The sequence below is a fragment of the Polynucleobacter ibericus genome, assembly GCF_018687955.1.
GTDB lineage: Bacteria > Pseudomonadota > Gammaproteobacteria > Burkholderiales > Burkholderiaceae > Polynucleobacter > Polynucleobacter ibericus.
The window spans coordinates 1670892-1697817 of sequence record NZ_CP061309.1; the positions used below are offsets into that span (position 1 = coordinate 1670892).

Here is a 26926-nt window from a genome sequence, read left to right on the forward strand (position 1 = left end):
CTCACGCCAAGACTTTCAGTTGAAACTTGGTCGTATTTATAGCTAATCAAACCCCTCACTCATCCTTGCATAACTTTTCTTCCATGCATCGGACATCGGCTCATTAGCGTAGTCCTTAAAACATGGAGTGCCTAATGTGTAATGAATGAGCTTTGCATTCGGATTTTCTGGGTACTCAATCGCAAGCCAGTTCCATTCCGCGACAAGTCCACCGATTAACTCATCCTCAAGCCAAGAAAATCGATGTAAATATGATCCTGGCTGACCTTGAATGAATTCTGGCGTAAGGATGGCATTTTTTGGATGTCCACAGTTCCATAGAATTAAGCTTGACCAATTTTTTCTTGGGTAATCTTCATTTTTATTGCCTAAGTATTTTTTGGCAGCCTTAGTTTTATAGTCATGTTTTACAACCTGAACTGCCTTAGTCTCATCTCTCAAAGACCATAGCTCAGCAATATCTGCCTGACAAACCATATCACCATCAGCAAATATTGCCCACCCAGAATAATTCATTAAATATGGCGTAAGAAACCTAGAGTAGATAAACTTATTGCTACCATCTTTGTGCACTTCTTTGTATTTATTTAGGGTATTTTCGGCTAGAGGAAGAAATTGAACGGACAACGTGGCTCGATCAATAATGGTTTGGCAAAAAACATGATATGCAACAGCCTCTCTCTGATCAAAGCCAACTACTAAGTTAATTTTATTTAAGGATTTCATTTTTTAATTTAGCGGCTATAGCTTTAATAGCATCATTCCATTCGAAATTTTGATTTTGAGAATATAAAGTAATGCTCGGATACCAGCTGCTTGTAGTTTCATCATGCCAATACCAAATGCGCCCAGTAGAATAAGGCACTAATAAAAGGACTGCTTTACCCAGGGCCCCAGCTAAATGGGCGGTTACATTGCTGGTGGTGATTATAAGATCGCAGGTTTGGATAATCGAAAGCAAGCCATCTATGTCATTAAATAAATCAATACCATCTATAGTTGTTAATTTAGTACCGAAGTTCTTTTCTAAGCTCTGTATTTCTTGCTGAGTATCTCCATACTGCAGATTTATAAATTCACATCCATCAACCTGAAAGATCTCATTTAAGTCTGAAAGTAAAAGACTTTTATCCTTACCAATCCTTTCGTTTATGCTTTTCCATGCTACACCACACTTAATTTTTTTTATGGCGTCAAAATTATTTTTGAGTGTTTTCGTGAATTCATCGTTAACTTCAAGATATGGAACTCTTCGGCCATTCATATCTGGAGTCATATTAAATATCACTGGAAGAGTGGCAAGTGGTATCTGAGCGTCATATAAATTAGTATTTAATGGGGCATTCTTATCGATAAATGTAATCTCGGGAAATGATCGAGATAGGATTGGCAGCAACTTTGCATCTGTGGAGACCGTAATATTTTCAGCCCTATTTTTAACAATCCCCAGTATTGACGCATAAAAAATAATGTCTCCAACACCTTGCTCCGTGAATACGAGCAAATGCTTGCAGTTTGATCCATTCCATATTTCCAAGTCCTCAATTGCCCTCTTAAATTTGGCATCTTTTGCCATTAAGCGCCAATCATAATCGGCCCATCCAGACTGATATTTCTTAAGAAATAAGTTCAATAGGGATTTGTTGGCCCAAACTTCCTGATAGTCGGGCTTTAGACTCAGGGCTTTATCGTAATGAGTAATCGCCTCGTCATAATGTTTTGTTTCATTTAGAGCTGTCCCCTTATTGAACCAAGCTTCGTAATAGTCGGGCTTTAGACTCAGGGCTTTATCGTAATGAAAAATCGCTTCATCATATCGCTTCAATGCATTTAGAGTTGCCCCTTTATTAGACCAAGCTTCGTGATAGTCGGGCTTTAGACTCAGGGCTTTATCGTAATGAGTAATCGCCTCGTCATAACACTTTAGCTGATGCAGAGTCACCCCTTTGTTAAACCAAGCTTCGTGATAGTCGGGCTTTAGACTAAGGGCTTTATCGTAATGAGTAGTCGCCTCGTCATAACGTTCAAGCTCCTTCAAAGCCATGCCTTTATTAGCCCAAGCTTCATGATGATCGGGTTTAAGGCTAAGAACTTTATCGTATTGCATAATGGCCTCTTCATAACGCTGAAGAGCATGTAAGGTCGCCCCTTTATTACTCAAAACTTCGTGATAGTCAGGCTTTAGACTAAGGGCTTTATCGTAATGAGCAATCGCCTCCTCATAACGTTTGAGCTCGTGCAGATCAGCACCCTTATTAAACCAAGCCTGGTAATGGTCGGGCTTAAGGCTAAGGACTTTATCGTACTGCGCAATGGCCTCGTCATAACGCCGAAGTACATGAAGGGTCGCCCCTTTATTAAACCAAGCCTCTAAATAATCGGGCTTTAAACCCAGCGCATTGCTATAACTAAGCAAAGCATCTTCATAGCGGGCCAAATTCGACGCAGTTTTACCATAGTTGAGCCATGCCTCCGGATTATTGGGGGCTAGAGTAACTGCCTTTTTATGATGCGCAAGGGCATCTTTATCATTTCCTGAATCTGCAAGAGCTTTCGCCAAGTTGTACTGTATGGAGGCATCGTCAGGATGAATTCGAGCAGCCCTAGCTAAATAATCAGCCGCTTCCTTGTAATTTGATTGCGAAGCTTTAATTAAGCCAAGTATATGTAGTGCTGGGAGATTTTTTGAATCGACCTTTAGAACTCTTCTTAAAATTAAATCAGCGCTATCAAAATTACCGCCCTGAAAAGCTTGTATGGCTTGTTGAAGCATTAATTGAAGTTGAGGGTTCATGGTGTTATTTTAATGTAGTGATGCAGATCTCTAAAAGAAGAGACTAATAGATCAATTATTTGCAACCCTTATATGGTCTTGGGACAAGCCCTCATGGAGCCTCTACTTTAGACGCTCTTCTAGGTTTGCTTTTACCCTTGCAAGCACTCCATCCCAGTCGTTCAATTGATCCTGTCTAAATAGTTTTACGGATGGGTACCACGGGCTATCCTCTCGATCCAATAGCCATCTCCAATCTGGAATAAAAGAGAGTAGAACCCAAGTTTCTTTGCCGAGGGAGGCGCTAAGGTGAGGGACGCTCGTACACGTACTAATAACTAGATCTACGCACTCTATTAATGCAGCAGTATCTCCAAAGCCTTGCAAATCTTCCCCAAAAAAATGAATATTTTCATGGGTCTCTAATGTTGCCTTATCACCCTCTTTAATCTCTTTTTGCAGGCAGATATAGTCATATCCCACTTCTGGCAGGGCTTTTAAAAATTCAGATAACTGCATACTGCGTTTAGCATCATTTTTAAAATTAGAGGCACTACTCCATGTTATTCCAATACGCGGCCTTGTCTTGGGTCCTAATTTTTCCAACCACTTCTCTACCTTTTTAGAATCCGCTTTGAAGTAAGTAGGTTTAGATGGTATTGATTGCAAATTTGTTTTAAATACTAGAGGTAGACTCATCAGCGGGCAGTAAAAATCGAACTCTGGTATCTCAGCCCCCTTAGTAATGATTTGAGAAACACCACTTAATCCGCCAAAAACATCAGCCAATGACTTTGGCGCCTCTAATATCACCTTAGCACCTAGCTGAGCAACCAGCTCAACATATCTTGCGAAGTGAAGAGCATCTCCTAATCCTTGCTCACAATAGATCAGAATAGTTTTCCCTTGAAGTGATTCAGTCCCGAGCCACAAGGTTTGCGTAAACCCCCTTCTTACTCCACTAAATTCAAACTCCTCCCCTTTCCCCCATCGTGACTCGTAGAGTAAGAAGCCATCATCCAGGTTCCCACTCAAAAGCAAAGCCAATGATTTATGCCAATACGCTAAATAATGATCTGGCTGAAGTCGTATAGCATCATCATAGGATTGGATAGCGCTTTCTAATTGACCGCCCTCCAAATACGCATTTCCCTTATTGACGTAGGCTTTGACATCCATAGGATCAAGCTGTATCGCTTGCTCATATACAGCAATTGCTTCGGAATACCTATTGAGTTCTTGAAGAGCATTACCTTTGTTGCTGTATGCCTCAGCATAAGTTCTATCGAGCAATATCGCTTTTTCATAAAACTCTAAAGCTTTCTTGAAATGCTTTTGCTCTAAATATACGTTACCAATATTGCTTGCGAGCAATGCATTTTTTGGGGCATTTTTGAATGCCCGTCTAAACAAAGCCAGAGCTTTATCGTAATCTTTTCGTTGCGCCTCTAAGACACCCATTAGACGTAAAACATCAACACAATTAGGGTCAATATTAAAAGCTTGATTTAGAAATAATTCTGCCGCAAGACTATTTTGATTGCGGAGAGAATTTACGGCCTCCCCCAATAGGTATCTTAGCCGTTCATTCATCTGATTAAATAATATTTAGATAAAGTCAAAATACGTATGCTTAAAATATTTTAAAGTGAAAGTAGATTTTTCGAAATGCAATTACATTAAAAATGCCAGCTTGAAATACATCTATTGCTTGCTAGAGTATTCACTGTCAATGTGGCTTTATATAGTGATTTTATTACTAAGCCCTAAGATAAGCACAAAATAAATTGAATTTAGAGTGGGCCGCCAGTGTGAATGGCAGCCCAAAAAACAAATTACTTTACTATTTAGTCAATCTGCATTCCGAAGGGAGTAACTGAGGAATCAAATTCGTTTCCGTGGATCTACACGACCATCCTCCTGCCCAAGAAGATCCCTCCGGCTTTGATAAATCCACAGGTTTTGGAGTGTTTGCATCAGGCTCATTAGTGGGGAATAAATGCAGAGTATTCTTTCCCTCTGGAGCTACACTCACTTGGTAGTCAATAGCAATGGCACCCGAAGGAGTAATTTCAATGAGCTTAACGCTGCGAGTAGGCGTGAAAGTAAATGATCCATTAGTTGCCTCGTCCATCTGCACGGTTCCGCGACTTGCAAAAGCTTCAGTTACCGCAAGCTTAGCGCTAGAAGATAAATTCATACCCTCCACAACACGACTGCGAGCAATATAGTCCTGATACTGCGGTACTGCCACTGCCACCAGGATTCCGATAATGGCTACGACAACCATTACTTCAATTAAAGTAAACCCAGCTTCCGAGGTTTGATCTTGAGAGTTTTTCAGACTCTCCATTTCTTTATAAATACTCTGCATAATTTCTAGCTCCTGAGGTGAAATTCCTCATCATCCAGTCTACGCCTTTTGAATTCAAGGAACACTGGAAAAGAAAAAGCCGGCTTTTTAGACCGGCTTTTTCTGATTCGGATGCAATCAATTAGTGCGCATGCTTACTAGAATTTCTCTTCTTAAAGTAAGTGCCAACCAGTATCACAATTACCACCCCAATAATCTCAAAGGCAAGCTTCGCATCACCTAAGGCGGCTTGAATACTGTCCTTAATAGCAGGATCGTCAACCAACATACCACCAGCTAACAAGCCCAATAAGCCCGCGCCCAAAGTAATAATGATTGGGAAGCGCTCCATCACTTTCAACAGCATGGCACTACCAAAAATGATCAATGGGATAGACATGCCTAAGCCAATAATCAACAGGAGCAAGCGAGTCTCCTCTGGGCCTTTTTGGGCTGCAGCTGCAACAGCCAAAACGTTATCTAAACTCATGACTAAGTCAGCAATCAAGATAGTGCGGATAGCCGCCCAGATACTAGTCTTAGCTTCCATATGCTCTTCGCCACCGCTATCAGACAAGAGCTGAATGCCGATGTAAAGAAGCAGCAGACCGCCAACGATTTTTAAATACGGCAGTGTTAATAAAGCAACTGCTGTAATGGTGAGCACAACTCGCAAAATAATGGCGGCTGCACTGCCCCAGAAAATGGCCTGCTTTTGTTGTGCTGGTGGCAAATTACGTGACGCTAAAGCGATCACAACTGCGTTATCGCCAGATAGCAAAATATTTGCGACGATAATTGATAGAAGCGCCGCCCAAAAGGTAGCGTCTGAAAATGCTGATAAATCCATGGTGTCTCCTGCGTTCTATTTATTTTGTTTTATGTTTTAACTGCTATTTACTACCAAAAAAGGATGCTGATTTAACAGCATCCTTTTCCTTAGGGCTAATTACAACATGGCTTTCAACAAAGCAGCCATTTCTGATGGATTCTTTGTGACTTTGAAGCCACACTCTTCCATCACAGCTAATTTCGCATCAGCAGTATCAGCACCGCCAGAAATCAACGCACCTGCGTGACCCATGCGCTTACCTGGAGGCGCTGTTACACCAGCAATAAAGCCAACTACTGGCTTCTTCATATTATCTTTACACCAGCGAGCAGCTTCTGCTTCATCTGGACCGCCGATTTCACCAATCATGATCACAGCATCAGTCTCTGGATCTTCATTGAACATTCTCATAATGTCGATGTGCTTCAAGCCATTGATTGGGTCGCCACCAATACCTACTGCTGTGGACTGGCCTAAACCAATTGCTGTCAACTGACCAACCGCTTCATAAGTCAAGGTACCGGAACGGCTAACAACGCCGATGCGACCTTTCTTATGAATATGGCCAGGCATGATGCCAATCTTGAGTTCATCTGGAGTGATGATGCCTGGGCAGTTAGGGCCGAGCAATAAAGTCTTCTTGCCGCCAGCCGCTTCTTTGGCATGCATCTTGTTACGCACTTCAAGCATGTCACGCACTGGAATGCCCTCAGTAATACAGATAACGAAGTCGAGGTCAGCCTCAACCGCTTCCCAAATCGCAGCAGCCGCGCCAGGAGGTGGAACATAGATAACAGAAGTAGTTGCACCAGTTTGCTGTGCGGCCTCTTTAACAGTCCCATAAATAGGAATATTAAAAATAGACTCGCCCGCTTTTTTAGGATTTACACCGGCAACAAAACAGTTTTTGCCGTTTGCGTATTCCTGACATTTTTCAGTATGGAACTGACCTGTCTTACCAGTAATACCTTGTGTAATGACTTTGGTGTTTTTATTGATCAAAATAGACATATTGAAATTCCTGGATTATTTGTTTTTGGCAACAGCAGCAACTACCTTAGTAGCAGCTTCAGCCATTGAATCGGCGCTAATAATTGGCAAACCAGAGTCTGCAAGAATCTTCTTGCCCAACTCTTCGTTAGTGCCCTTCATACGCACGACCAAAGGTACTGTGAGGTTTACTGCTTTACATGCAGTAACAACACCGTCAGCGATCACGTCACAACGCATAATGCCGCCGAAAATGTTTACCAAAATAGCTTCAACACTCTTGTTCTTCAACATGATCTTGAATGCTTCAGTTACTTTCTCTGCTGTAGCACCGCCGCCAACGTCCAAGAAGTTTGCTGGCTCGCCACCGAATAACTTAATGGTGTCCATGGTGGCCATCGCCAAGCCTGCGCCATTTACTAAACAGCCGATATTGCCATCTAAAGAAATGTAAGCAAGGTCAAATTTAGAGGCTTCGATTTCAGCAGCATCTTCTTCATCGATATCGCGGTAAGCAACGATTTCTGGATGACGGAACAATGCGTTTGGATCAAAGTTGAACTTGGCATCCAAAGCCTTGATCTTGCCGTTACCTTCAAGAATCAATGGGTTGATTTCAACTAAAGAAGCATCGGTATCCCAGTAAGTCTTATACAGGTTTTTAAACACGTCGCGCGCCATTGGAATAGAGGCTTCAGGAACGCCGATACCTTTTGCCACGATATCGCAATCAGCATCTGTCAAACCAACCATCGGATCAACAAATACTTTGATAATTTTTTCTGGATGAGATTCAGCAACTTCCTCAATATCCATGCCGCCTTCGCTAGAAGCCATGATCACATTCTTTTGTGTGCCACGGTCTGTAACGATACTGAAGTAGTACTCTTTTTTAATATCAGCGCCGTCTTCGATTAAAAGGCGATTTACTTTTTGACCCTCTGGTCCAGTTTGATGCGTCTTGAGCTGCATGCCCAAAATTTCTGAAGCATATTTCTTCACTTCGTCCATGCTTCTAGCCAATTTCACGCCGCCGCCTTTACCGCGACCACCTGCATGAATTTGTGCTTTTACAACCCACACTGGGCCACCAAGTTTTTCAGCAGCTTTCACTGCCTCATCAACACTGAATGCAGGAATGCCGTTAGGAACTGGCACATTAAATTGGCGAAGAAGTTCTTTGCCTTGGTACTCGTGAATTTTCATAATTACTCCGAAACGGTATCTTTTTTAGCAAGCGATGAGGATTAGTAAAACCGATGTCGCCACAAACTCATACTTACTCCAGAAAGTGGCTATTTTTGCCAAATGCGAATAAATGCGAACGGCTTGACCGACTCCATAAGTCTATCATGCTGCAATGCCGCAAATAGCGTTTTCTGATCCGTAATTGCCCTAATCAGGGGTCTGACCACCAACTACCTTTGCCACCACCTCAGAACCAAAACCCTTAGATGCCAAAAATCGATACTGCCTAGCCTTCTCCTTTTGGTCCTGGGCGCGCACACCATATTTTCTGGTCCAAAGATCAAATGCTCGCTGAAATTCAGTCTCTTTAAGCGCCCCAAGAAGTTTGGCAGATTGCTTGGAATCCACCCCAGCCCTTTCGAGCTCATCAGCAATCTTCCTCATCCCGTAGCGCTCGCTCCGGCGGCGTACCAATGCCTCAGCAAAGCGCTCGTCCGATAACCAGCCCCGAGCCTCAAAATCGTCTAAAACCGCCTCAATCTGTGAATTTCGAGATTCTGGGGTGTGCTCCGCCTGCTCACCGCCCAACTTGCTCCATCTAGCCTCTGATTCAGCTAGTTTTGCAGCCAACCCCTTGCGACTGTATTCCCGGAGAGACAAAAGACGCAAAGCCCGAGCTTTGAGACTCGGGCTTTGTTTGACTTTTTTATTGTCGCTTGATTCTGACATCGAATGATTCAACGCGATTATTCGACTTCCTCTTCGCTCAGCACATCAGTCACCACTGCTGAACCAGACTTAACGCCCAACTTCTGACGGATTTTGGCTTCGATGTCTTTGGCAATGGCCGGATTCTCTTTTAAGAACTCACGTACATTATCTTTGCCTTGACCAATGCGATCGCCGTTATAGCTATACCAAGAACCTGACTTCTCAACAAGGTCAGCTTCGACACCCATATCAATGATTTCGCCTTCTCTTGAAATACCAGCACCGTACATGATGTCGAAAATGGCTTCACGGAATGGAGGAGAAACTTTGTTCTTTACAACCTTCACGCGGGTCTCATTACCGACAACCTCATCACCTTTTTTGATGCTGCCGATGCGGCGGATATCTAAACGCATAGAGGCATAGAACTTCAGAGCGTTACCGCCAGTAGTGGTTTCTGGAGAGCCGAACATCACGCCAATCTTCATACGAATCTGATTAATAAAGATCACAGTAGTGTTAGTGCGCTTAATGGCGCCGGTCAACTTACGCAAAGCTTGACTCATCAAACGAGCCTGCAAGCCTGGCAAAGAGTCGCCCATATCGCCTTCGATCTCCGCCCTTGGAACCAATGCAGCTACCGAGTCAATGACGATTAAGTCAATGGAACCTGAACGTACTAATGCGTCTGCAATTTCTAAGGCCTGCTCACCAGTATCTGGTTGAGAGATCAAAAGGTTATTTACATCTACACCGAGACGTGATGCGTACTGCACATCCAAGGCATGCTCCGCATCAATAAATGCACAAGTGCCGCCAAGCTTTTGCATTTCTGCAATAGCATGCAAAGTCAATGTTGTTTTACCTGAAGACTCAGGTCCGTAGATCTCAATCACGCGACCACGTGCAAGACCGCCAACGCCAAGCGCGATATCTAAACCGAGTGAACCACTGGATACCACTTGAATATCTTCACTAATTTCAGCATCGCCCAATCTCATGATTGAACCTTTGCCAAATTGCTTCTCAATTTGCGCTAACGCTGCTGTTAGTGCTTTTTGTTTGTCTCCGCTCATTCCTTCAAATTCTGAAGAGGCTGATTTTCTTTTGTCATCCAAGGCCATTTTTATTTCCCTTTTCGCTATGTACTGGGCTTTTTCCCGAAGTTTTATTTACTGTGTAACAACTTAGGAGTTACTGTATATAAAAACAGTAGTCTTTGCAAGCGACTTTTAAGCCGAATTTACGGATTTTTTAATAAGCTACGCTTGATTGACGCGGTCCCAGTAGAAAAAGAGGGGTATAGCTATGGCCCAGGCCACCCCCACCAGGATAAAACCAGCAATTTGACCGCCTGGACCCCATCCTCCCGCGCCCATCCTAATACCCGCTTCATAAGACATAGGGCCGGCAATACCCCCTAAAACAGCTCCTAAAACCGGTCTGCCACGCAACCAACTCAAGGAACCATTAATGGTAGTGGCCACCAAAACCCAGAGTACCCACATCCAGAGCGGCGATAAATACGGCGACGGCCAATCATCCCGAAAATCTAGATAACCCAAGTGCATGATGAGAGTATCGGCCACTAAGCCAAAGATAAAAGCTTTCCATAAAAGGCTGATTTCTGTTTTTGGGGAAGGTGAACGCCAGGCGTGGAAGGCAATATAGGCCAGAGTGGCAACCACCGCCCAAAGCACTTGTTTATTAGCCGCGCCCAGAACACAAGCAAACCAACCAAGCTGGAAAATAATAAAGTTCCAAAATTTAGCCATGCCAAGCATCCTAAGAAAAAGGCCACTGCCGAGGGGCAATGGCCTTTAGATTTGGTGGCGAATCAGGGATTTGAACCCCGGACCTGCGGATTATGATTCCGTCGCTCTAACCAGCTGAGCTAATTCGCCGAACTCGTTATTGTAAATGATCAGAATCCTTCTGTCTAAACGAATCCTACCTTTTCACCGTCCGGGATGGGTAAAGCTCTATTTAATCTGAAACGTGCTCAAAGCCTCGTCGCGCCCATAAAGGACATTAAATTCAATTTTTTTGGCTAAAAAGAGCTTTTTAAGGACTTCATCCTTGTTTTCAAAAACAATGGCCGTCTGTTCTGGGTAACGTGAAAAAGGATCGCTTGTGACATCAATCACCTGTCCATCAACCTTAATTTGCTTGATAGAGCGCTTATAAAACTTATCAGGGCGTATAAAAATCAGGCGCTTGACGTACTTATCCAAGACGAGCTTTTGACCCTGCTCATTTACTTTGAAGTAGTAGACCAACTCTTCTTTGCCATTGGTGGTCATGTCACGCTCTTCATCCCACTTTGCGTTAGCTACTTGACTAATTAATAGGCCCAGAAATAGAGTGGCAACTAGCTTATAAAAGTGCATCATTTACCTTCTTCAATAGATAGCCTGATCTTATCAGTCATTTTTACTCATGCGCCTACTCACCATCTCAGCCGGCAAAGTAATGCCCTTATTTGGCAATCACCACCCTAACTACAAGTCAGTTGCTTCAGCGATCCATAAGAAGAGCATCAGTACCCTAGAAAATCTTAGTCAGATCGAGATCGGATCACTTGGGGTAAAAGGTGATGAGCAAGCCGACTTATCAGTACACGGTGGTATTGAAAAAGCCATCTATGTTTATCCAACAGAGCACTATGCCTTCTGGAATGAACTACTCACTCGCGAAACCAAAAGGTCAGTAGAACTGCAACACGGTGCACTTGGAGAGAACTTCACAATTGAAGGCTTATTGGAAACAGAAGTGTTTGTTGGGGATAAATTGTTGATTGGCGAACTCGAGTTTGCCGTTGTCAAATTGCGCGAGCCCTGCTTTAAGTTCAACGCTGCCGTTGGCTATAAAGGCGCAAGCAAAGCAATGCTTCAATCTGGCTTTAGCGGGTGGTACTTACGCGTACTTAAAACTGGAGTGCTTACTGCTGGCGCTCAAATTCAAATCATACCCGGATCAAGAACTACGTCTATTGCCGAGCAAAATCAAAAGCTATTAAATAACCGCAATCAAAAAGATTTGTGGGAATAAAAAAACCCGACCATTTCTGATCGGGTTTCTTATTTGATGCAGACTAAAAAAATCTTAGTCACGTGCGTAGATATCTACGTCTTTGGTTTCTTTAACAAACAGTGTACCGATTACCAATGTCATCGCAGCGATGATGATTGGGTACCAGAGACCGTAGTAAATGTTACCGTTTTGCGCAACCAAGGCGAAGGAGATCGTTGGCAATAAGCCACCGAACCAACCGTTACCAATGTGGTATGGCAAAGACATAGAGGTGTAACGAATACGAGTTGGGAACATCTCAACAAGCATCGCAGCGATTGGGCCATAAACCATGGTTACCAAGATCACCAAGAACACCAATATAGCCAACACAGCTACGTAGTTAATTTGTGAGGAATCAGCTTTTGCTGGGTAGCCAGCAGCATTCAACGCTTCACGAATTTGCTTCTTGAACTCAGCATCTTTAGCCTTCAAGTCTGCTGGAGCCATACCTTTTGCTGAGTAACCAGTGATTTCTGTATCACCAATCTTCACAACCGCTGTACCACCTGCAGGACCAGCAATAGTGCTGTAGCTAGCAGAGTTTGAAGCCATCACTTGTTTTGCAATATCGCAAGAACTTGTGAACTTCGCAGTACCTGTTGGGTTGAACTGGAATGTACATTCATTCAGGTCAGCAGTAATTGTTGCTGGTGAAGATGCCATTGCCTTTTCCAACGCTGGGTTAGCAAAGTGTGTCAAACCATTAAACACTGAAACTGGTGTATTCGGGATGTAAGTAATGATCGCCAATAACAAACCAGACATGATGATTACTTTACGACCAATCTTGTCAGACCATGCTCCGAATACTACGAAGAATGGTGTACCGATTACCAATGAAGCAGCAATCAACAAGTTTGCAGTCTTAGCATCCACCTTCAACACTTGTGTGAGGTAGAACAAAGCGTAGAACTGACCTGTGTACCAAACCACTGCTTGACCTGCAACCAGACCAAACAATGCCAAGATAACAATCTTCAAGTTCTTCCATTGACCGAAAGACTCTGTCAAAGGTGCTTTTGATAATTTGTTCTCTTCTTTCATCTTCTTGAAAGCTGGAGACTCATTCATGGACAAACGAATCCATACAGAGATCGCCAACAATGCGATAGAAGCAATGAAAGGAATACGCCAACCCCAAACATCAAAGTCTGGACCAGTGAATTCACGTGTGAACAAAATCACGAGCAAGGAGAGGAACAAGCCAAGAGTAGCTGTTGTCTGAATCCAAGCTGTGTAAGCACCACGCTTACCGTGCGGAGCATGTTCTGCAACATAAGTAGCAGCACCACCGTACTCACCGCCCAAAGCCAAACCTTGAAGCATACGCAATGCGATCAAGATAACTGGAGCAGCAACGCCGATAGTTGCATAGTTAGGCAGAATACCCACGATGAAGGTTGCGCCACCCATTAACAGGATGGTGACCAAGAACGTATATTTACGTCCGATCAAATCGCCTAAGCGACCGAACACCAACGCGCCGAATGGACGCACGATGAAACCAGCAGCAAACGCTAACAAAGCGAAAATGAAGGCAGAGCCAGCATCTAAGCCTGAGAAGAACTGCTTGGCGATAACGGCAGCCAAAGAACCGTAAAGATAAAAGTCGTACCACTCAAAGACTGTACCTAATGAGGATGCAAAAATAACTTTGCGCTCTTCAGGGGTCATTGGGGCTGCTTTAGTTGATGTTGACATCAGTAGCTCCTAACTATTTTTATTAAATAAAAAACAACTAGGCGATTATGCTTTGAAAAAATTCAAAGAAATCCACTAGTTAGGGTAATTCCTCATCAAATAGGATCGGGGTTTTCCCGAGAAATTAGGAAACTAGAGGCAATTTCACAACAAGTACTAGCCTAGCGTCTAATACATAGGCAGCAGTTCATATATTGGAGACATAAAAACCATGCAACAAAAATGGGGAATTCGAGGAATGGCGGTAGCGCCCCACTCCCTCGCTTCTGAATCTGCATTAGCAGTTCTTCGTGAAGGCGGCAACGCACTAGAAGCCATGGTGGCGGCAGCCGCAACAATTGCTGTGGTGTACCCGCATATGAACTCGATTGGTGGAGACTCATTTTGGGTCATTCATTCACCTGGGAAAGCCATGGGCGGCATTGATGCCTGTGGCGCTGCTGCTGGTTTAGCCACAAAGGAATGGTATGCGGAGCGTGGCATCACTAAAGCGATTCCTTTTCGTGGATCAGTGGCAGCAAACACTGTGGCAGGAACTATCTCTGGCTGGGGCGCTGCTGACAAACTTTCGAAACAGGGGCTAGGCGGAAAGATTCCTTTATCTCGCTTACTAGCCGATGCCATTTATTACGCAGAAGCAGGTGTACCAGTTACTTATAGTCAATCCAGCTTGACCGCGAAGAAGCGGGAGGAGCTCTGCTCTATTCCTGGGTTTGCTAAAACTTTCTTGGTAGATGGCAAAGCGCCTGCGGTTGGCAGCATCTTCAAGCAAGAACGTCTTGCCAAAACCTTACGCCAAATCGCAAGCAAGGGAACGGACGATTATTACCGCGGCGATCTTGCAGACCTCCTTGCCAAAGAATTAACTGACATTGGCAGCCCCTTGCGCTTAGAGGACTTGCATCGCCACCATGCCAAGCTCATTGACCCCCTTGAGCTCAAGCATAGCCTGGGCAAGGTCTACAACATGATTCCACCTACTCAAGGAGTTGTGTCATTAATGATCATCGGCATCTTAGATCAATTGAACTTGAGACGTTTTAAGGTGGATAGTGCTGAGTATGTACACCACTGCGTTGAGGCAACTAAGCAAGCATTCAAAATTCGCGATCAGTTTGTTACCGATCCTGCGTATATGACAAAAAATGCACAGTCTTTCCTAGCGCCAGCATTCCTAAAAAAACTTGCCAAGAATATCGACCCCAACAAAGCTTTACCTTGGGGTCAAGGTAAAGGACCTGCCGATACGATTTGGATGGGCGTCATTGATGGTGCTGGTAATTGTGTTTCCTTCATTCAAAGTATTTATCACGAGTTCGGCGCTGGCATTGTGCTGCCTAAATCTGGTGTGAACTGGCAAAACCGCGGCTGCAGTTTTTCGCTTGATCCCAATACACTCAATCATCTTGAGCCTTATCGCAAACCATTCCATACATTGAACCCAGCGATGGCTTTATTTAAAGATGGTCGCTCGATGGTTTATGGAACGATGGGTGGTGATGGTCAACCACAAACCCAATGCGCCGTCTTTACTCGTACTGCCACTTACGGCTTAGACCCACAAGATGCCATTAGCCGTCCACGCTGGTTGCTCGGTCGTACTTGGGGTCAAACGAGCGATAGCTTAAAACTCGAGTCTCGCTTTAGTCCTTGGGTGGCAAAAGAACTACATGCCTTAGGTCATGAGATAGAAATGCTCGATGCGTTTGATGAAACTGTGGGGCATGCGGGCTGTATTATTCGTGACCCATCAGGTACTTTGCGCGGCGGATGGGATCCACGCAGTGATGGTGCAGTTAGCGCGTTTTAGTTATAAACATTTTAGGTACGCGCAGATCCCAATAAATAGCGGCTGCGCGTAGTCCAAAAATTCCGAGCATACAAATCACAGAACCTTCAACCACGTACTGCGGCAAGAAGTTCAGAACCAAAACATAAGCAACGCAACCTAAGGTCACCGGAATCGCATAGAGCTCATGCGACATGATTAACGTTTTTCTGCCGGCAAGCACATCACGCAATAGACCACCACCGATCGCGGTAATTACTCCCAAGATGACTGGCGCGACAGGCAAACCAAAATCCAGATTCCAAGCTTTATCGGCACCCTGAATCGCAAATAGTGCGGCACCAAAACCATCGATGTATAGCATCCAGCGATAGATTTGCGGTTGGGTAAAAAATGATTCCGCAAAAAATGTCAGTACGCTAGCACCTAAGGCAAGCCACACATATATTTGATTGTCCGACCAGAAGGTGGGCACCTCTAAAATAATGTCACGAATAGTGCCCCCACCAATTGCGGTGATTAATCCGAGAACCAAAACACCAAAGAGATCGACGCCACGATCTGCAATAGCCAAGACCCCCGTGACCGCAAAGGCCATGGTTGCAATGATGCCAATCCAAAAACTAATCTCTTCCATAACAAAGAGTCTAAAGCACTTTGCTTGCGCGCTATCTTGAATGCCCATTCTGAATATACTGTTAGTCATGAGTCCAGATAAGACATTGATATGAATCTCAAGCTATATAGCTTTTGGCGTAGCTCTGCAGCCTTTCGGGTGCGTATTGCTCTTAACCTAAAAGGTATGGGCTATGAAACTGTTCCAGTCCATCTCAGTAAAAATGGGGGCGAGCAAATGGGAGATGTGTATAGCAGCAAAAATCCCAATCGCTTGGTGCCTTTATTTGAAGATGGGCAGAAAAGTATTCATCAATCTTTGGCAATCATTGAGTACCTTGAAGAAGTTCAGCCTGAGCCTCCACTCTTACCAAAAAATGCAATCAATCGAGCTTGGGTGCGATCCATTGCGATGGATATCACCAGCGATATTCATCCAATTAATAACGTTCGTGTACTCCGCTACCTCATCAAAAAACTCGGCATTAGCAATGAGGCTAAAGATGAGTGGTACCAGCACTGGATTAAGGTAGGACTAGAGAGCATTGAAAAACAATTGAGTAATGACTCTAGGGTTGGGAAATTTGCCTGCGGCGATCAACCAGGCTTGATTGATATCTGCTTAGTGCCTCAGCTGTTTAATGCGCTGAGTGCAAAAGTAGATGTGCGTCCATTCCCAACTCTGATGAGAATTTTTGATGAGTGCATGCAATTACCCGCCTTTATTGATGCATCCTGGGAAAAGCAAATCGATGCCGAAGGCTTAAACCCTGTTGCTCCACAGTAAAAATGTGAGGAACTAGGAAACTCTCTTCAGCGTCTTTACATAGCGCTGGGCATTTTTCACGTAACGTCCAGCGATATCGTGGATGCCTGCAATTTGTTCTGCAGTAAGTTCTTTCACCGCTTTTGCTGGAGTTCCCAAAATCATAGAGCCATCCGGAAATTCTTTTCCCTCGGTAACGAGCGCACCCGCCCCAACTAAACAATTTTTTCCAATTTTGGCGCCATTTAAAATCACCGCACCAATGCCAATGAGGCTACCGTCTCCAATATGGCAACCATGCAACATGACTTTGTGACCAACGGTGACGTTCTTACCAACTACGAGGGGGTAACCAGGATCGGTATGCAAAACAGATGCGTCTTGAACATTGCTACCTTCACCAATTTGAATGAGATCGTTATCGCCACGGATCACGACTTTAGGCCAGATGCTTGCATCTTGATGAAGCTCTACTTTGCCGATCACTTCTGCGCTTTCAGCAACCCAAGCGCCCGCAGCTAATTGTGGGGCGTTTCCGTCTAGTTCAAATATAGCCATGACTCATTATAGGTATGAATCAGGCTATAGATGAACGTATTTGCACCAACAGCAAATTACCAGTTTGGCTCACGATCAGGAGTAGAAGAAATACGGTGCACACTTAAATCAGCGCCTTCGTATTCTTCTTCTTGCGTCATCCGAATGCCCAAGATCGCCTTTAGAGCACCATACACAACAAAACCTCCGACTAGCGCTATACCTACACCTAATGCGCTGCCAATCAGTTGTCCAGTAAAGGTAACACCGCCAATCCCTCCAAATGCTTTAGTGCCGAAGATGCCTGCAGCCAGCCCGCCCCAAAGACCACATAAACCGTGTAAAGGCCAAACCCCGAGAACGTCATCGATCTTCCAACGGTTTTGCACTAAGGTAAACATATAAACAAACAAGGCACCTGCAACTAAGCCAACAAACAAAGCACCAAGGGGATGCATTAAGTCTGAGCCTGCACATACCGCTACCAAACCAGCAAGCGGTCCGTTATAAGTAAAGCCAGGATCGTTACGGCCCACCACCCAAGCAGCTAATGTGCCACCGACCATTGCCATCAATGAGTTCATTGCAACCAAGCCACTGATCTTGTCAATCGTTTGTGCACTCATCACATTAAAACCAAACCAACCTACTGCCAAAATCCAGGCGCCTAAGGCCAAGAATGGAATGCTTGAGGGAGGATGAGCAGAAATTTGACCTTCTTTGGTATAACGACCGCGACGCGCGCCTAATAAAAGGACCGCAGGCAAGGCAATCCAGCCGCCAACAGCGTGAACCACTACTGATCCAGCAAAGTCATGGAACTCTTCACCCGTAAAACCTTTGATCCAAGCTTGGATACCATAATGTTGATTCCAGGCGATACCCTCGAAGAAGGGATACACAAAACCAACTAATATAAAAGTTGCAATTAACTGCGGATTAAATTTAGCGCGCTCCGCAATACCACCAGACACGATTGCAGGAATCGCAGCAGCAAAAGTCAGCAAGAAGAAAAACTTCACCAACTCATATCCATTTTTCTCTGCCAGCAATTCTGCGCCCGAGAAAAAGTTCACGCCATAAGCAATGCTGTAACCAATGAAGAAATAGGCAATAGTTGAGACAGCAAAGTCCACCAAGATTTTGACCAGAGCATTTACTTGGTTTTTCTTGCGTACCGTTCCCAGCTCCAGGAATGCAAAACCCGCATGCATTGCAAGAACCATAATGGCGCCGAGCAAGATAAATAAAGCATCACTACCTGTCTTCAAGTTTTCCATAAATTTCCCCTCTTCTTTTTTGCATCATTATGGGGAACTATAAAACCCAAAGGAGTGCAGATTGCACCCATTTAGTGCATTAATAGTGCTTATTTATGGTTTATCATCGTTTTCACATACACCCAAGGGAGAACCCATGAAAAAATTCCTCGTAGCATTAGTCGCTTTGGCTGCATTTTCCGGCCTGGCTCAAGCGCAAGAAACTATCAAAGTATTGAGCACTCAAGAACTGGCTAATGTTTGCAAGCTCCCCGCAAGCCCAGAATCACGTAGCTTTTGTATTGGCTTTACCACTGCTGTTTATGAAACCTATTTAGCTACTCGTCACCCACAACGTGCAAAGCCATTTATTTGCGTTAAACAGCCAGCTCCAGCACGTGATGAAGTAATTAGTGATTTTGTAAAGTTCGCCGCAAGTAATCCACAAGTTGCCGACAAGCCAGCATCAGGTGTTGTCTTGGGCTTCCTAGCTTCACGCTTCCCTTGCGCTAAAAAATAATCCAAGCAAATTAGCCAAAACAATACCCATTTAAAGGATCAATTGAGATGAAAAAAATTATCGCAATTACTGCAGCAACTTTAGCAATCGCTGGTTGTTCAAACATGAGCAATACAGAGCAACGCACACTCTCAGGCGCAGGCATTGGCGCAGCAGCTGGTGCTGTTGGCACTGCAATCTTCCACGGTAACCCTATCTGGGGCGCTGTTGGTGGAGCAGCAGTTGGTGCTGCATCAGGCTACGTCTATGATGCATACAAGAAAAATGAAGGCGCTAACTACAACGCTGGCTATAACGCAGGAAAAAATAATCAGCCAGCGCAAGCACCAAACTAAGTTACATCAATCGGTCTAGTAAGGCCGTAGTACCGCAATACATACCCAGCTCGTATTAATTTACCAGCTGGGTTTTTATTTGGATTTGACCAGCTAAGGCCTTATGGATTGGGCACTTATCAGCAATCTCCAGCAGGCGCTCTTTTTCTTCTGCGCTTAAATTGCCTACCAGTTGAATCTCGCGAGCGAATGTTTCAACATCATCAGCTCTCTGAATATCTACAGTCACAATCGCATTTTCTAATTTCATTTCTTTACGCCCAGCGTACATCTTTAAAGTCATCGACGTACAGGCAGCCAAAGCTGCGCCAAGATATTCATGAGGACTGGGGCCGGTATCAGAACCCCCCCTAGATATTTCTGCATCTGATAAAAAATGCAAATCACCAGCAGTCAATTTCTGCTGAAGGGGGCCTTGGCCAAACTGCGAAACTACTTTTCTCATAACGATCCTTAAAAGATGTATTTCAATAGTGTGAATTTCAGAATTACTTTAACCAGAATGGGGTTTGCTTACTTTTTCCGCTAAGGGTAACTGCGCTTTTTTCCATGCGCTAAAGCCACCCTCTATATGACAAACATTGGGCACTCCCATTCTCTGTAGTGTTTGCGTAGCTAATGCTGAACGCCATGCGGAGGCGCAATACAACACCAGCCTTTTCCCATCACCAAAGATGGGCTTGTAATAAGGACTTTCAGGATCGACCCAAAACTCTAGCATTCCTCTTGGAGCATGCAGCGCATTAGGAATCATGCCCTCACGTTCCAGCTCACGAACATCACGAATATCCACAAACACCACATTGGGGTCGATTAATAATTCCTGCGCCGTTTCTAGCGAGAGAGTCTCAATTTCAGCCATTGCGCCCTGAATGAGCTCTTGGTATCCAATTTTTAATTTCACAAAAACTCCTAAATTAACAATCTCTTTGACTCATGAAGCACCTGCTACCATTCTGCTATGAACTTTACCCCCACAGAACTTGGCGCAAGTATTATTTTTGGAATTGCCGTTTTGCATACCTTTTGCACCGGCTATTTTGAATCTATTGCTAAAAAATCGCCACGACATGCAGGTCTATGGCATTTGCTTGGTGAAGTAGAAATTGTTTTTGGTTTTTGGGCAGCTATCTTGGTTATTTTCATCTCTTTTTATGATGATTTACAAACTGCTAAAGACTTCTTAAACAAGCGTAATTTCACTGAACCACTTTTTGTCTTTGCCATCATGATTGTGGCTGGCACAAAACCTATTCTGTACTTTGCTACACAAATTTTGCATACGCTAGCTAAAGTGCTGCAGCGTCTATTACGAATTAGAAGCGCTCCCGTCTTATATTTTTTAACGCTTGGGGCCACACCACTACTAGGCTCTTTGATTACAGAACCCGCCGCAATGACACTGGCTGCTTTTTTATTGCGTGACTTAGTGTATCGCCATCAATGCTCTAAAGCACTTCTCTTTGGAACTCTGGGCGTCCTCTTTGTCAACATTTCAATTGGGGGTACGTTGACTAACTTCGCGGCCCCGCCCGTTCTGATGGTGGCTTCTACCTGGGAATGGAGTTCAGCATTTATGTTTGCGAACTTTGGTATTGAATCCTGTATCGCAATCTTCATTAACGCTCTCGCTGCTACTCTCCTGTTTCATCGGCAACTCATTGAGCCAAACGATAATCAAAAAGAAGTGAAGATTCCTTTGGCAGTGATCTTGACGCATCTACTGTTCTTGTTTGGAGTAGTTTTCTTTGCGCATGATCCTATTATTTTTATGTGGATCCTGCTTTTCTTCATTGGGTACACCACCGCCTACCCAAAACATCAAAGCCCCTTGATTCTGAAAGAAGCGCTCTTGGTAGGCTTCTTCTTGGGTGGCTTAGTGGTATTGGGTGCATTGCAAGGCTGGTGGCTGCAACCAATTCTCGAAATGATGAGCCCTACCGCAGTCTTTTATGGCAGCCTTGTCTTAACGGCTTTCACAGACAATGCGGCACTCACCTATCTAGGGTCATTGGTCTCCGGAACTACTCCCGAGTTCAAGCTCGCTTTAGTAGGCGGAGCTGTTGCAGGTGGTGGTCTAACCGTGATTGCCAATGCACCCAATCCAGCAGGGATTGCCATTTTGCGCGGTCATTTCCCTGGACACACGGTGTCAGCCCTCTATTTACTGATTGCTGCCATTCCACCCACAATCATCGCAATTCTGGCTTATCGACTCATATAAGACCACTAAAGACCTTAAGCAGTAAAATCTGAGCTTCGCCCCCAGCTATAAACCTGAGAACGGCATATGAAAAAGCTCTATATCAAAACCTTCGGCTGTCAAATGAACGAGTACGACTCGGGAAAAATGGCAGACCTCTTACATGCCGATGAAGGCATGGTCATGACGGATCGGCCTGAAGATGCCGATGTTGTCCTTCTGAATACCTGCTCTATCCGAGAAAAAGCCGAAGACAAAGTCTTTTCAGATTTAGGTCGTCTACGTGAACTCAAGAAAACGAAGCCTAATTTACTGATTGGCGTTGGTGGATGTGTTGCCAGTCAAGAAGGCCAACAGATTGTCAGTCGCGCTCCTTATGTTGATGTTGTCTTTGGACCTCAAACACTCCATCGCTTATCTGATCTGATTGCAGAGCGACGCAAAACCGGCGTCTCTCAAGTAGATATTTCTTTTCCTGAAATTGAGAAGTTTGATCATCTTCCTGCCTCACGCCAAACACGCGGCTCAGCCTATGTCTCGATTATGGAAGGCTGCTCTAAATATTGCAGTTACTGTGTGGTGCCCTATACCCGTGGTGAGGAGGTCTCAAGGCCATTTGACGACGTACTGACTGAAGTAGCCGGTCTTGCTAGTAAGGGCGTAAAAGAAATAGTGCTACTTGGACAGAATGTGAATGCCTATCTTGGCAAGATGGGCAATTCCGAAGAAATCGCTGACTTTGCACTACTGATTGAATACATCGCCGAGATCCCTGGGGTTGAGCGTATTCGCTTTACTACTAGCCACCCTAAAGAATTTACACAACGTCTCATCGACGTCTACGCTAAAGTGCCTAAACTAGTTAGTCACTTGCATCTACCTGTTCAGCATGGATCAGATGCCATGCTCTCTGCTATGAAGCGCGGCTATACGGCGTTAGAGTTTAAAAGCATCATTCGTAAGATGCGCGCTGTTCGACCTGACCTAACACTGTCAAGTGATTTCATTGTGGGTTTCCCGGGTGAAACTGAGGCCGATTTTGAAAAGCTACTCAAGATGGTGAAAGAACTGAACTTTGATAACAGCTTTTGTTTTATCTTTAGTCCACGCCCAGGCACACCAGCCGCCAATCTTCACGATGACACGCCTTACGAAGTCAAGCTGAAGCGCTTGCAAACATTGCTAGCGCTAGTAGAGAGCCAAGCAAATCAAATTAGCCAACAAATGCTGGGCAATACCGAGCGAGTACTGATTGAGGGCTTAGCTAAAGATGGTATTAACTTACAAGGCCGCGCTGAAAATAATCGCGTGATTCATTTCACGGCACCAGACCAAGATATTGAAGAACTCATCGGCCAGATGGTGGATATTCGTATTACCGAAGTGCTGAACTACACCTTAAGAGGGGAGCTAGTGGAAGCGCATGCCAACCAATAAGAAAAAGATTTCGCCCAAGCTGACAATTGATTTTCAATTCGCTAGTCCAGCAATTGAGTCGGCAATAGGTAAAGCAGCCTCCTCCGCCCTAATTAAGAAATGGGTCAAGAGTGCCACGCCTCTTGGCGGCTTAGTGACCCTACGCTTTGTTAATGCTACGGAAGGCAAAAAGCTGAACTTAACGTTTCGCCAAAAAGACTACGCCACCAATGTTTTAACTTTCCCATACGAGCTTACAAAAAAATCTTTAGCTACCGATATTATTTTTTGTTTACCCGTGCTTCAAAAAGAAGCCAAGGAGCAAAGCAAGTTATTGAAAGCGCATTTGGCTCATTTAATTGTGCATGGCTGCCTTCACGCCCAAGGTCATGATCATGAGGCAGAACGTGATGCCAAAAAAATGGAGGCTCTGGAAATCCAAATTCTCCAAAAATTAGGCTTTGCTAACCCCTATTCTTAATTTGTCTTATTTCTAAGCTATTCTTGCTATATGCCTGACCCCAATAAATCCCTTTTAGACCGCTTGGCCGCTTTTTTAACTCCAGAGCCAACGAAACCTAGTGAACGCCGTCAAGAACTAATTGAAACACTGCGCGAAGCCCAATCTGAGGGGTTGATAGATGCCGATGCCCTCTCCATGATTGAGGGAGTTTTTCAAGTAGGTCAATTATGTGCTCGCGATATTCTTGTACCGCGCGCCCAAATTGACTGGATTGATATTGGTCAATCCCTTCCCGAGATCATTAAGAGCGTTATCGAAGCAGCGCACTCACGCTTTCCGGTTTATGAGGGGAGCAAGGATAACGTTATAGGTATTTTGTTAGCTAAAGATCTATTGCGTCATGCCACAGAAAAAGACTTTCAAGTTCGGGATTGGTTACGTCCGGCCGTCTTTATCCCTGAATCAAAACGTCTGAGCGTCTTACTACGAGACTTCAAAGATAATCGTAATCACCTAGCTGTAGTGGTAGATGAATATAGCGGGGTAGCTGGAATTATTACGATCGAAGATGTGCTGGAACAGATCGTTGGCGATATTGAAGACGAGCATGATATTGACGAAGAAGCTGATAATCTGATTGCATTAGATAATGGCGATATTCGCGTTAAGGGCATTACAGAGCTAGAGCAATTTAATGAAAAGCTTGGTACGCATTTTGAACTCGAGGATATTGAAACCGTTGCTGGTCTGGTTATTCAACATCTAGGTCGAGTACCGAAGATGGGCGAGCTTATTGAAATTGATGGCATTGAATTCGAAGTGCAACGCGCTGACCCAAGGCAAATTCATATTCTGCTTGCACGACAAGCTAATAAAAAATCTGACTGAGATTCAACTTGCTTGATCAGCAACCTTATCGATACATCGGCGGCAAAGCATCTATAGTCCTGAGCTTGTTTATCTTAGGCGCCGTACTGGCATTAATTGCCGAACTGCCTTATGGCGGCTGGATACAAATCCCCGTTCTCAGTCTTGTTTGGTGGCGCCTCAATCCTCAGACTCCGAATCCTTTAAAGAAGCAATTCTTGCAGGGCCTTATCTTTGGGATTGGTTATTTTGTTATCGGCCTTTGGTGGCTTTACATTAGCCTGCATGATGTCGGCGGTATGAATGCACTGCTCGCGTGTATGGGAGTATTTCTTCTCTCTGCTTATGTAGCCGTCTATTTTTCTTTAGCAACTCTAGTAATTCCATTGTTTAAACAGAGTCGTCTATTCGGCCTTTTACTCGCATCTAGCTGGGTGCTGGCAGAATTTTTGCGCGGCTATATCTTTACCGGCTTTCCATGGATGGGATTTGCCGAAACCCAGTTCAATGGTCCATTCGCACCGATTGCGCCTTTCTTTGGGGGGCTAGCTTGTACCTTTTTAGCGGTCTGGGCTTCCTGGGAGATTTACCAAGTTCGCAAGCATGTCCTTGCAAGCGCGATCCTCCTTTCAGCTGTTGTTAGCATCTCGCAACTGGCTGGGTTATTGACCTTTACAAAACCAGTTGGAGAGCCTATTAGCGTTCGACTGATTCAAGGTAACTTTGAACAAAGCTTGATATTCAAGCCAGAAGGGATACTCCAGCAAATCGCGTTTTACCACGATGCAATTACGCAATCTAAAGCTGAATTAATTATTGCTCCTGAAACTGCTTTTCCCTGGCCCGAAAATCAATTACCCGCCAACCTGTTAGAAAGCTTACGAAGTTTTTCTAACTCCAATGACGCCAACTTATTATTTGGTGTCATTGGTAGAGAATCTGCCCCTCAAAATAATCGAGAATTTTCTAATCGTGCCTTAGGTCTATCCCCTTCTTCGCCAACTTATATTTATGATAAAAGTCATCTAGTGCCCTTTGGTGAATTTATACCTCCAGGATTTCATTGGTTTGTAAATGCCTTTAGTGTTCCATTGAGTGATTTTGCTAGAGGTGGAATGAGTCAGCCTAACTTCACAATATTAAGAGCTCACCAAGATCCTATTTATGCAGCCATTACGATTTGCTATGAAGATGTATTTGGTAGCGAACTCGCTAGCAGAATTCGTAACAGCAGAAAGCCAACAAACCTGTTGATAAACCTCACCAATCTTGCTTGGTTTGGAGATTCGCAGGCCCCGACCCAACAGTTACGCCTTTCACAACTGCGCTCTCTAGAAACTGGACTTCCTGCCTTACGCGCTACCAATACCGGCATTACCGCCGTTCTTGGCCCCGATGGCAAAGTACTAAAAGCACTCCCTGAATTTACCCAAAGCACTCTAAGCACCCAAGTCCAAGCGTATTCAGGCAAAACGCCTTACGTCATTTGGGGTAATTTACCGATTTTGGGTATTTCTTGCCTTCTCTTGCTCTGGGGCTTGATTCGTCATAGACGTTTTTAAGCATTTTTAACGCCAGCACGCTCTAGCCATGTAAAATCAATGGCTTAGCCAGGTTAAACATGCTTACTTTTCAGCAAATCATTCTCAAACTTCAAGATTATTGGGACCAACAAGGTTGTGCCCTATTGCAACCTATCGACCTCGAGGTTGGTGCCGGTACATCTCATACCGCAACCTTCCTGCGTGCCATTGGTCCTGAGCCCTGGAAGGCGGCTTATGTGCAGCCATCCCGCCGACCAAAAGATGGTCGCTATGGTGAGAACCCAAACCGTCTGCAGCACTACTATCAATATCAGGTCGTTCTGAAACCAGCCCCTGAAAATATTCTTGATCTGTATTTAGGATCTCTCGCCGCCTTAGGTCTGGATCTAAAACAGAATGATGTGCGCTTTGTAGAAGATGACTGGGAAAACCCAACGCTTGGCGCTTGGGGTCTTGGCTGGGAAGTTTGGTTAAACGGTATGGAAGTGACTCAATTTACTTACTTCCAACAAGTAGGTGGCTTGGATTGCAAACCTGTTCTTGGCGAGATTACCTACGGTATCGAACGTTTGGCGATGTACATCCAGAACTGCTCGAATGTATATGACTTAGTTTGGGCTGATGGCATTTCTTATGGTGACGTGTATCACCAGAATGAAGTTGAGCAATCTTGCTATAACTTCGAACACTCTAATACTGATTTACTCTTTGCAAACTTCACAAATTATGAAAGTGAAGCTAAGCGCTTGATGGAAGTGCCACTGGCACTTCCCGCCTATGAAATGATTCTAAAAGCCGCGCACACATTTAATTTGCTGGATGCGCGTGGCGCTATCTCAGTAACAGAGCGTGCAGCCTATATTGGCCGCATTCGCAATCTGTCGCGCGCCGTTGCTCAAGCCTACTTTGAGTCCAGAGAGAAACTGGGCTTCCCAATGTGTCAACGTCAAGCTAAAGCGCAGGCTTAAGCGCATCGAGATTTCTGCATT

The 26926-nt window shown here is 44.4% G+C and carries 28 protein-coding genes and 1 tRNA gene; 11 read left to right on the top strand and 18 right to left on the bottom strand.

The window, feature by feature from the left end:
- Nucleotides 1-42: 42 nt before the first annotated feature.
- From AOC20_RS08460 to AOC20_RS08515, 12 genes are all read right to left on the bottom strand, one after another.
- Nucleotides 43-726: a glycosyltransferase gene (locus AOC20_RS08460; RefSeq protein ID WP_215360228.1), complete on the bottom strand. Its 684-nt coding sequence runs from the start codon at nucleotides 724-726 to the stop codon at nucleotides 43-45.
- Nucleotides 710-2794: a tetratricopeptide repeat protein gene (locus tag AOC20_RS08465; protein ID WP_215360230.1), complete on the bottom strand. Its 2085-nt coding sequence runs from the start codon at nucleotides 2792-2794 to the stop codon at nucleotides 710-712. The genes AOC20_RS08460 and AOC20_RS08465 overlap by 17 nt, the downstream gene beginning before the upstream one ends.
- Before the next feature lie 102 nt (nucleotides 2795-2896).
- Nucleotides 2897-4366 carry a tetratricopeptide repeat protein gene (locus tag AOC20_RS08470; protein WP_215360232.1) on the bottom strand — a complete coding sequence of 490 codons (1470 nt, stop codon included), beginning with the start codon at nucleotides 4364-4366 and terminating at the stop codon, nucleotides 2897-2899.
- Nucleotides 4367-4616: 250 nt separating this feature from the next.
- Nucleotides 4617-5147 (bottom strand): pilin, encoded by a 531-nt coding sequence (locus AOC20_RS08475; protein ID WP_285896897.1) that lies wholly within the window; start codon nucleotides 5145-5147, stop codon nucleotides 4617-4619.
- Nucleotides 5148-5268: 121 nt separating this feature from the next.
- Nucleotides 5269-5976, bottom strand: a complete 708-nt coding sequence (locus AOC20_RS08480) for a TerC family protein (protein ID WP_215360234.1) — start codon at nucleotides 5974-5976, stop codon at nucleotides 5269-5271.
- Nucleotides 5977-6075: 99 nt separating this feature from the next.
- On the bottom strand, nucleotides 6076-6969 hold the full coding sequence (gene sucD / locus AOC20_RS08485; protein WP_072582760.1) for a succinate--CoA ligase subunit alpha: 894 nt from the start codon (nucleotides 6967-6969) through the stop codon (nucleotides 6076-6078).
- Nucleotides 6970-6984: 15 nt separating this feature from the next.
- Nucleotides 6985-8154: an ADP-forming succinate--CoA ligase subunit beta gene (gene sucC, locus AOC20_RS08490; RefSeq protein ID WP_011903667.1), complete on the bottom strand. Its 1170-nt coding sequence runs from the start codon at nucleotides 8152-8154 to the stop codon at nucleotides 6985-6987.
- A gap of 189 nt (nucleotides 8155-8343) precedes the next feature.
- Complete coding sequence (gene recX, locus AOC20_RS08495) at nucleotides 8344-8865, bottom strand: recombination regulator RecX (RefSeq protein WP_215360236.1); 522 nt, start codon at nucleotides 8863-8865, stop codon at nucleotides 8344-8346.
- Nucleotides 8866-8882: 17 nt separating this feature from the next.
- Complete coding sequence (gene recA / locus AOC20_RS08500) at nucleotides 8883-9923, bottom strand: recombinase RecA (RefSeq protein ID WP_251373086.1); 1041 nt, start codon at nucleotides 9921-9923, stop codon at nucleotides 8883-8885.
- A gap of 186 nt (nucleotides 9924-10109) precedes the next feature.
- Nucleotides 10110-10622 (bottom strand): DUF2878 domain-containing protein, encoded by a 513-nt coding sequence (locus AOC20_RS08505; protein ID WP_215360241.1) that lies wholly within the window; start codon nucleotides 10620-10622, stop codon nucleotides 10110-10112.
- Nucleotides 10623-10674: 52 nt separating this feature from the next.
- Nucleotides 10675-10751 (bottom strand) — tRNA-Met (locus tag AOC20_RS08510).
- Nucleotides 10752-10829: 78 nt separating this feature from the next.
- Nucleotides 10830-11240 carry a hypothetical protein gene (locus AOC20_RS08515; protein WP_215360243.1) on the bottom strand — a complete coding sequence of 137 codons (411 nt, stop codon included), beginning with the start codon at nucleotides 11238-11240 and terminating at the stop codon, nucleotides 10830-10832.
- 46 nt (nucleotides 11241-11286) lie between these two features.
- Between AOC20_RS08515 and AOC20_RS08520 the strand changes: the two genes are divergently transcribed.
- Complete coding sequence (locus tag AOC20_RS08520) at nucleotides 11287-11898, top strand: MOSC domain-containing protein (RefSeq protein WP_215360245.1); 612 nt, start codon at nucleotides 11287-11289, stop codon at nucleotides 11896-11898.
- A gap of 54 nt (nucleotides 11899-11952) precedes the next feature.
- On the opposite strand, the gene AOC20_RS08525 is transcribed toward AOC20_RS08520, so the two are convergent.
- Nucleotides 11953-13623: an MFS transporter gene (locus AOC20_RS08525; protein ID WP_215360247.1), complete on the bottom strand. Its 1671-nt coding sequence runs from the start codon at nucleotides 13621-13623 to the stop codon at nucleotides 11953-11955.
- Nucleotides 13624-13834: 211 nt separating this feature from the next.
- Here AOC20_RS08525 and AOC20_RS08530 point away from each other — a divergent pair, with 211 nt between their 5' ends.
- Nucleotides 13835-15433, top strand: a complete 1599-nt coding sequence (locus tag AOC20_RS08530; RefSeq protein WP_215360249.1) for a gamma-glutamyltransferase family protein — start codon at nucleotides 13835-13837, stop codon at nucleotides 15431-15433.
- On the opposite strand, the gene AOC20_RS08535 is transcribed toward AOC20_RS08530, so the two are convergent.
- The gene (locus AOC20_RS08535) at nucleotides 15420-16049 is read right to left on the bottom strand and encodes a trimeric intracellular cation channel family protein (protein ID WP_215360251.1); all 630 of its coding nucleotides are present in this window, start codon (nucleotides 16047-16049) and stop codon (nucleotides 15420-15422) included. The genes AOC20_RS08530 and AOC20_RS08535 overlap by 14 nt on opposite strands.
- A gap of 90 nt (nucleotides 16050-16139) precedes the next feature.
- Here AOC20_RS08535 and maiA point away from each other — a divergent pair, with 90 nt between their 5' ends.
- The gene (gene maiA / locus AOC20_RS08540) at nucleotides 16140-16814 is read left to right on the top strand and encodes a maleylacetoacetate isomerase (protein ID WP_215360253.1); all 675 of its coding nucleotides are present in this window, start codon (nucleotides 16140-16142) and stop codon (nucleotides 16812-16814) included.
- A gap of 12 nt (nucleotides 16815-16826) precedes the next feature.
- On the opposite strand, the gene AOC20_RS08545 is transcribed toward maiA, so the two are convergent.
- Nucleotides 16827-17351 carry a gamma carbonic anhydrase family protein gene (locus tag AOC20_RS08545; protein ID WP_215360255.1) on the bottom strand — a complete coding sequence of 175 codons (525 nt, stop codon included), beginning with the start codon at nucleotides 17349-17351 and terminating at the stop codon, nucleotides 16827-16829.
- Nucleotides 17352-17407: 56 nt separating this feature from the next.
- Nucleotides 17408-18610, bottom strand: coding sequence for an ammonium transporter (locus tag AOC20_RS08550; protein WP_215360257.1), 1203 nt, complete (start codon nucleotides 18608-18610; stop codon nucleotides 17408-17410).
- A gap of 136 nt (nucleotides 18611-18746) precedes the next feature.
- Here AOC20_RS08550 and AOC20_RS08555 point away from each other — a divergent pair, with 136 nt between their 5' ends.
- Together AOC20_RS08555 and AOC20_RS08560 are read left to right on the top strand one after the other, a co-directional pair.
- Entirely contained in the window at nucleotides 18747-19109 is a 363-nt protein-coding gene (locus AOC20_RS08555; protein ID WP_215360259.1) for a Rap1a/Tai family immunity protein, read from the top strand.
- A 47-nt stretch (nucleotides 19110-19156) separates the two neighbouring features.
- Nucleotides 19157-19444 carry a YMGG-like glycine zipper-containing protein gene (locus AOC20_RS08560; protein ID WP_215360261.1) on the top strand — a complete coding sequence of 96 codons (288 nt, stop codon included), beginning with the start codon at nucleotides 19157-19159 and terminating at the stop codon, nucleotides 19442-19444.
- 55 nt (nucleotides 19445-19499) lie between these two features.
- Here the strand turns inward: AOC20_RS08560 and AOC20_RS08565 are convergent, their stop codons facing one another.
- Nucleotides 19500-19889 carry an OsmC family protein gene (locus tag AOC20_RS08565; RefSeq protein ID WP_215360263.1) on the bottom strand — a complete coding sequence of 130 codons (390 nt, stop codon included), beginning with the start codon at nucleotides 19887-19889 and terminating at the stop codon, nucleotides 19500-19502.
- 48 nt (nucleotides 19890-19937) lie between these two features.
- Nucleotides 19938-20348, bottom strand: a complete 411-nt coding sequence (locus tag AOC20_RS08570) for a rhodanese-like domain-containing protein (RefSeq protein WP_215360265.1) — start codon at nucleotides 20346-20348, stop codon at nucleotides 19938-19940.
- A gap of 57 nt (nucleotides 20349-20405) precedes the next feature.
- Here AOC20_RS08570 and AOC20_RS08575 point away from each other — a divergent pair, with 57 nt between their 5' ends.
- The 6 genes from AOC20_RS08575 to glyQ all read left to right on the top strand — a co-directional run bounded on the left by AOC20_RS08575 (nucleotide 20406) and on the right by glyQ (nucleotide 26905).
- Entirely contained in the window at nucleotides 20406-21668 is a 1263-nt protein-coding gene (locus AOC20_RS08575) for a putative Na+/H+ antiporter (protein WP_215360267.1), read from the top strand.
- Between the two features lie 66 nt (nucleotides 21669-21734).
- Nucleotides 21735-23084, top strand: coding sequence for a tRNA (N6-isopentenyl adenosine(37)-C2)-methylthiotransferase MiaB (gene miaB, locus AOC20_RS08580; RefSeq protein WP_215360269.1), 1350 nt, complete (start codon nucleotides 21735-21737; stop codon nucleotides 23082-23084).
- Nucleotides 23071-23544, top strand: a complete 474-nt coding sequence (gene ybeY, locus AOC20_RS08585) for an rRNA maturation RNase YbeY (protein WP_215360271.1) — start codon at nucleotides 23071-23073, stop codon at nucleotides 23542-23544. Before miaB ends, ybeY begins: the two co-directional genes overlap by 14 nt.
- A gap of 30 nt (nucleotides 23545-23574) precedes the next feature.
- Complete coding sequence (locus AOC20_RS08590) at nucleotides 23575-24414, top strand: CorC family transporter (protein WP_215360273.1); 840 nt, start codon at nucleotides 23575-23577, stop codon at nucleotides 24412-24414.
- 8 nt (nucleotides 24415-24422) lie between these two features.
- Nucleotides 24423-25955 carry an apolipoprotein N-acyltransferase gene (lnt, locus tag AOC20_RS08595; RefSeq protein WP_251373087.1) on the top strand — a complete coding sequence of 511 codons (1533 nt, stop codon included), beginning with the start codon at nucleotides 24423-24425 and terminating at the stop codon, nucleotides 25953-25955.
- Between the two features lie 59 nt (nucleotides 25956-26014).
- Complete coding sequence (glyQ, locus tag AOC20_RS08600) at nucleotides 26015-26905, top strand: glycine--tRNA ligase subunit alpha (RefSeq protein ID WP_215360276.1); 891 nt, start codon at nucleotides 26015-26017, stop codon at nucleotides 26903-26905.
- Nucleotides 26906-26926: the final 21 nt, after the last annotated feature.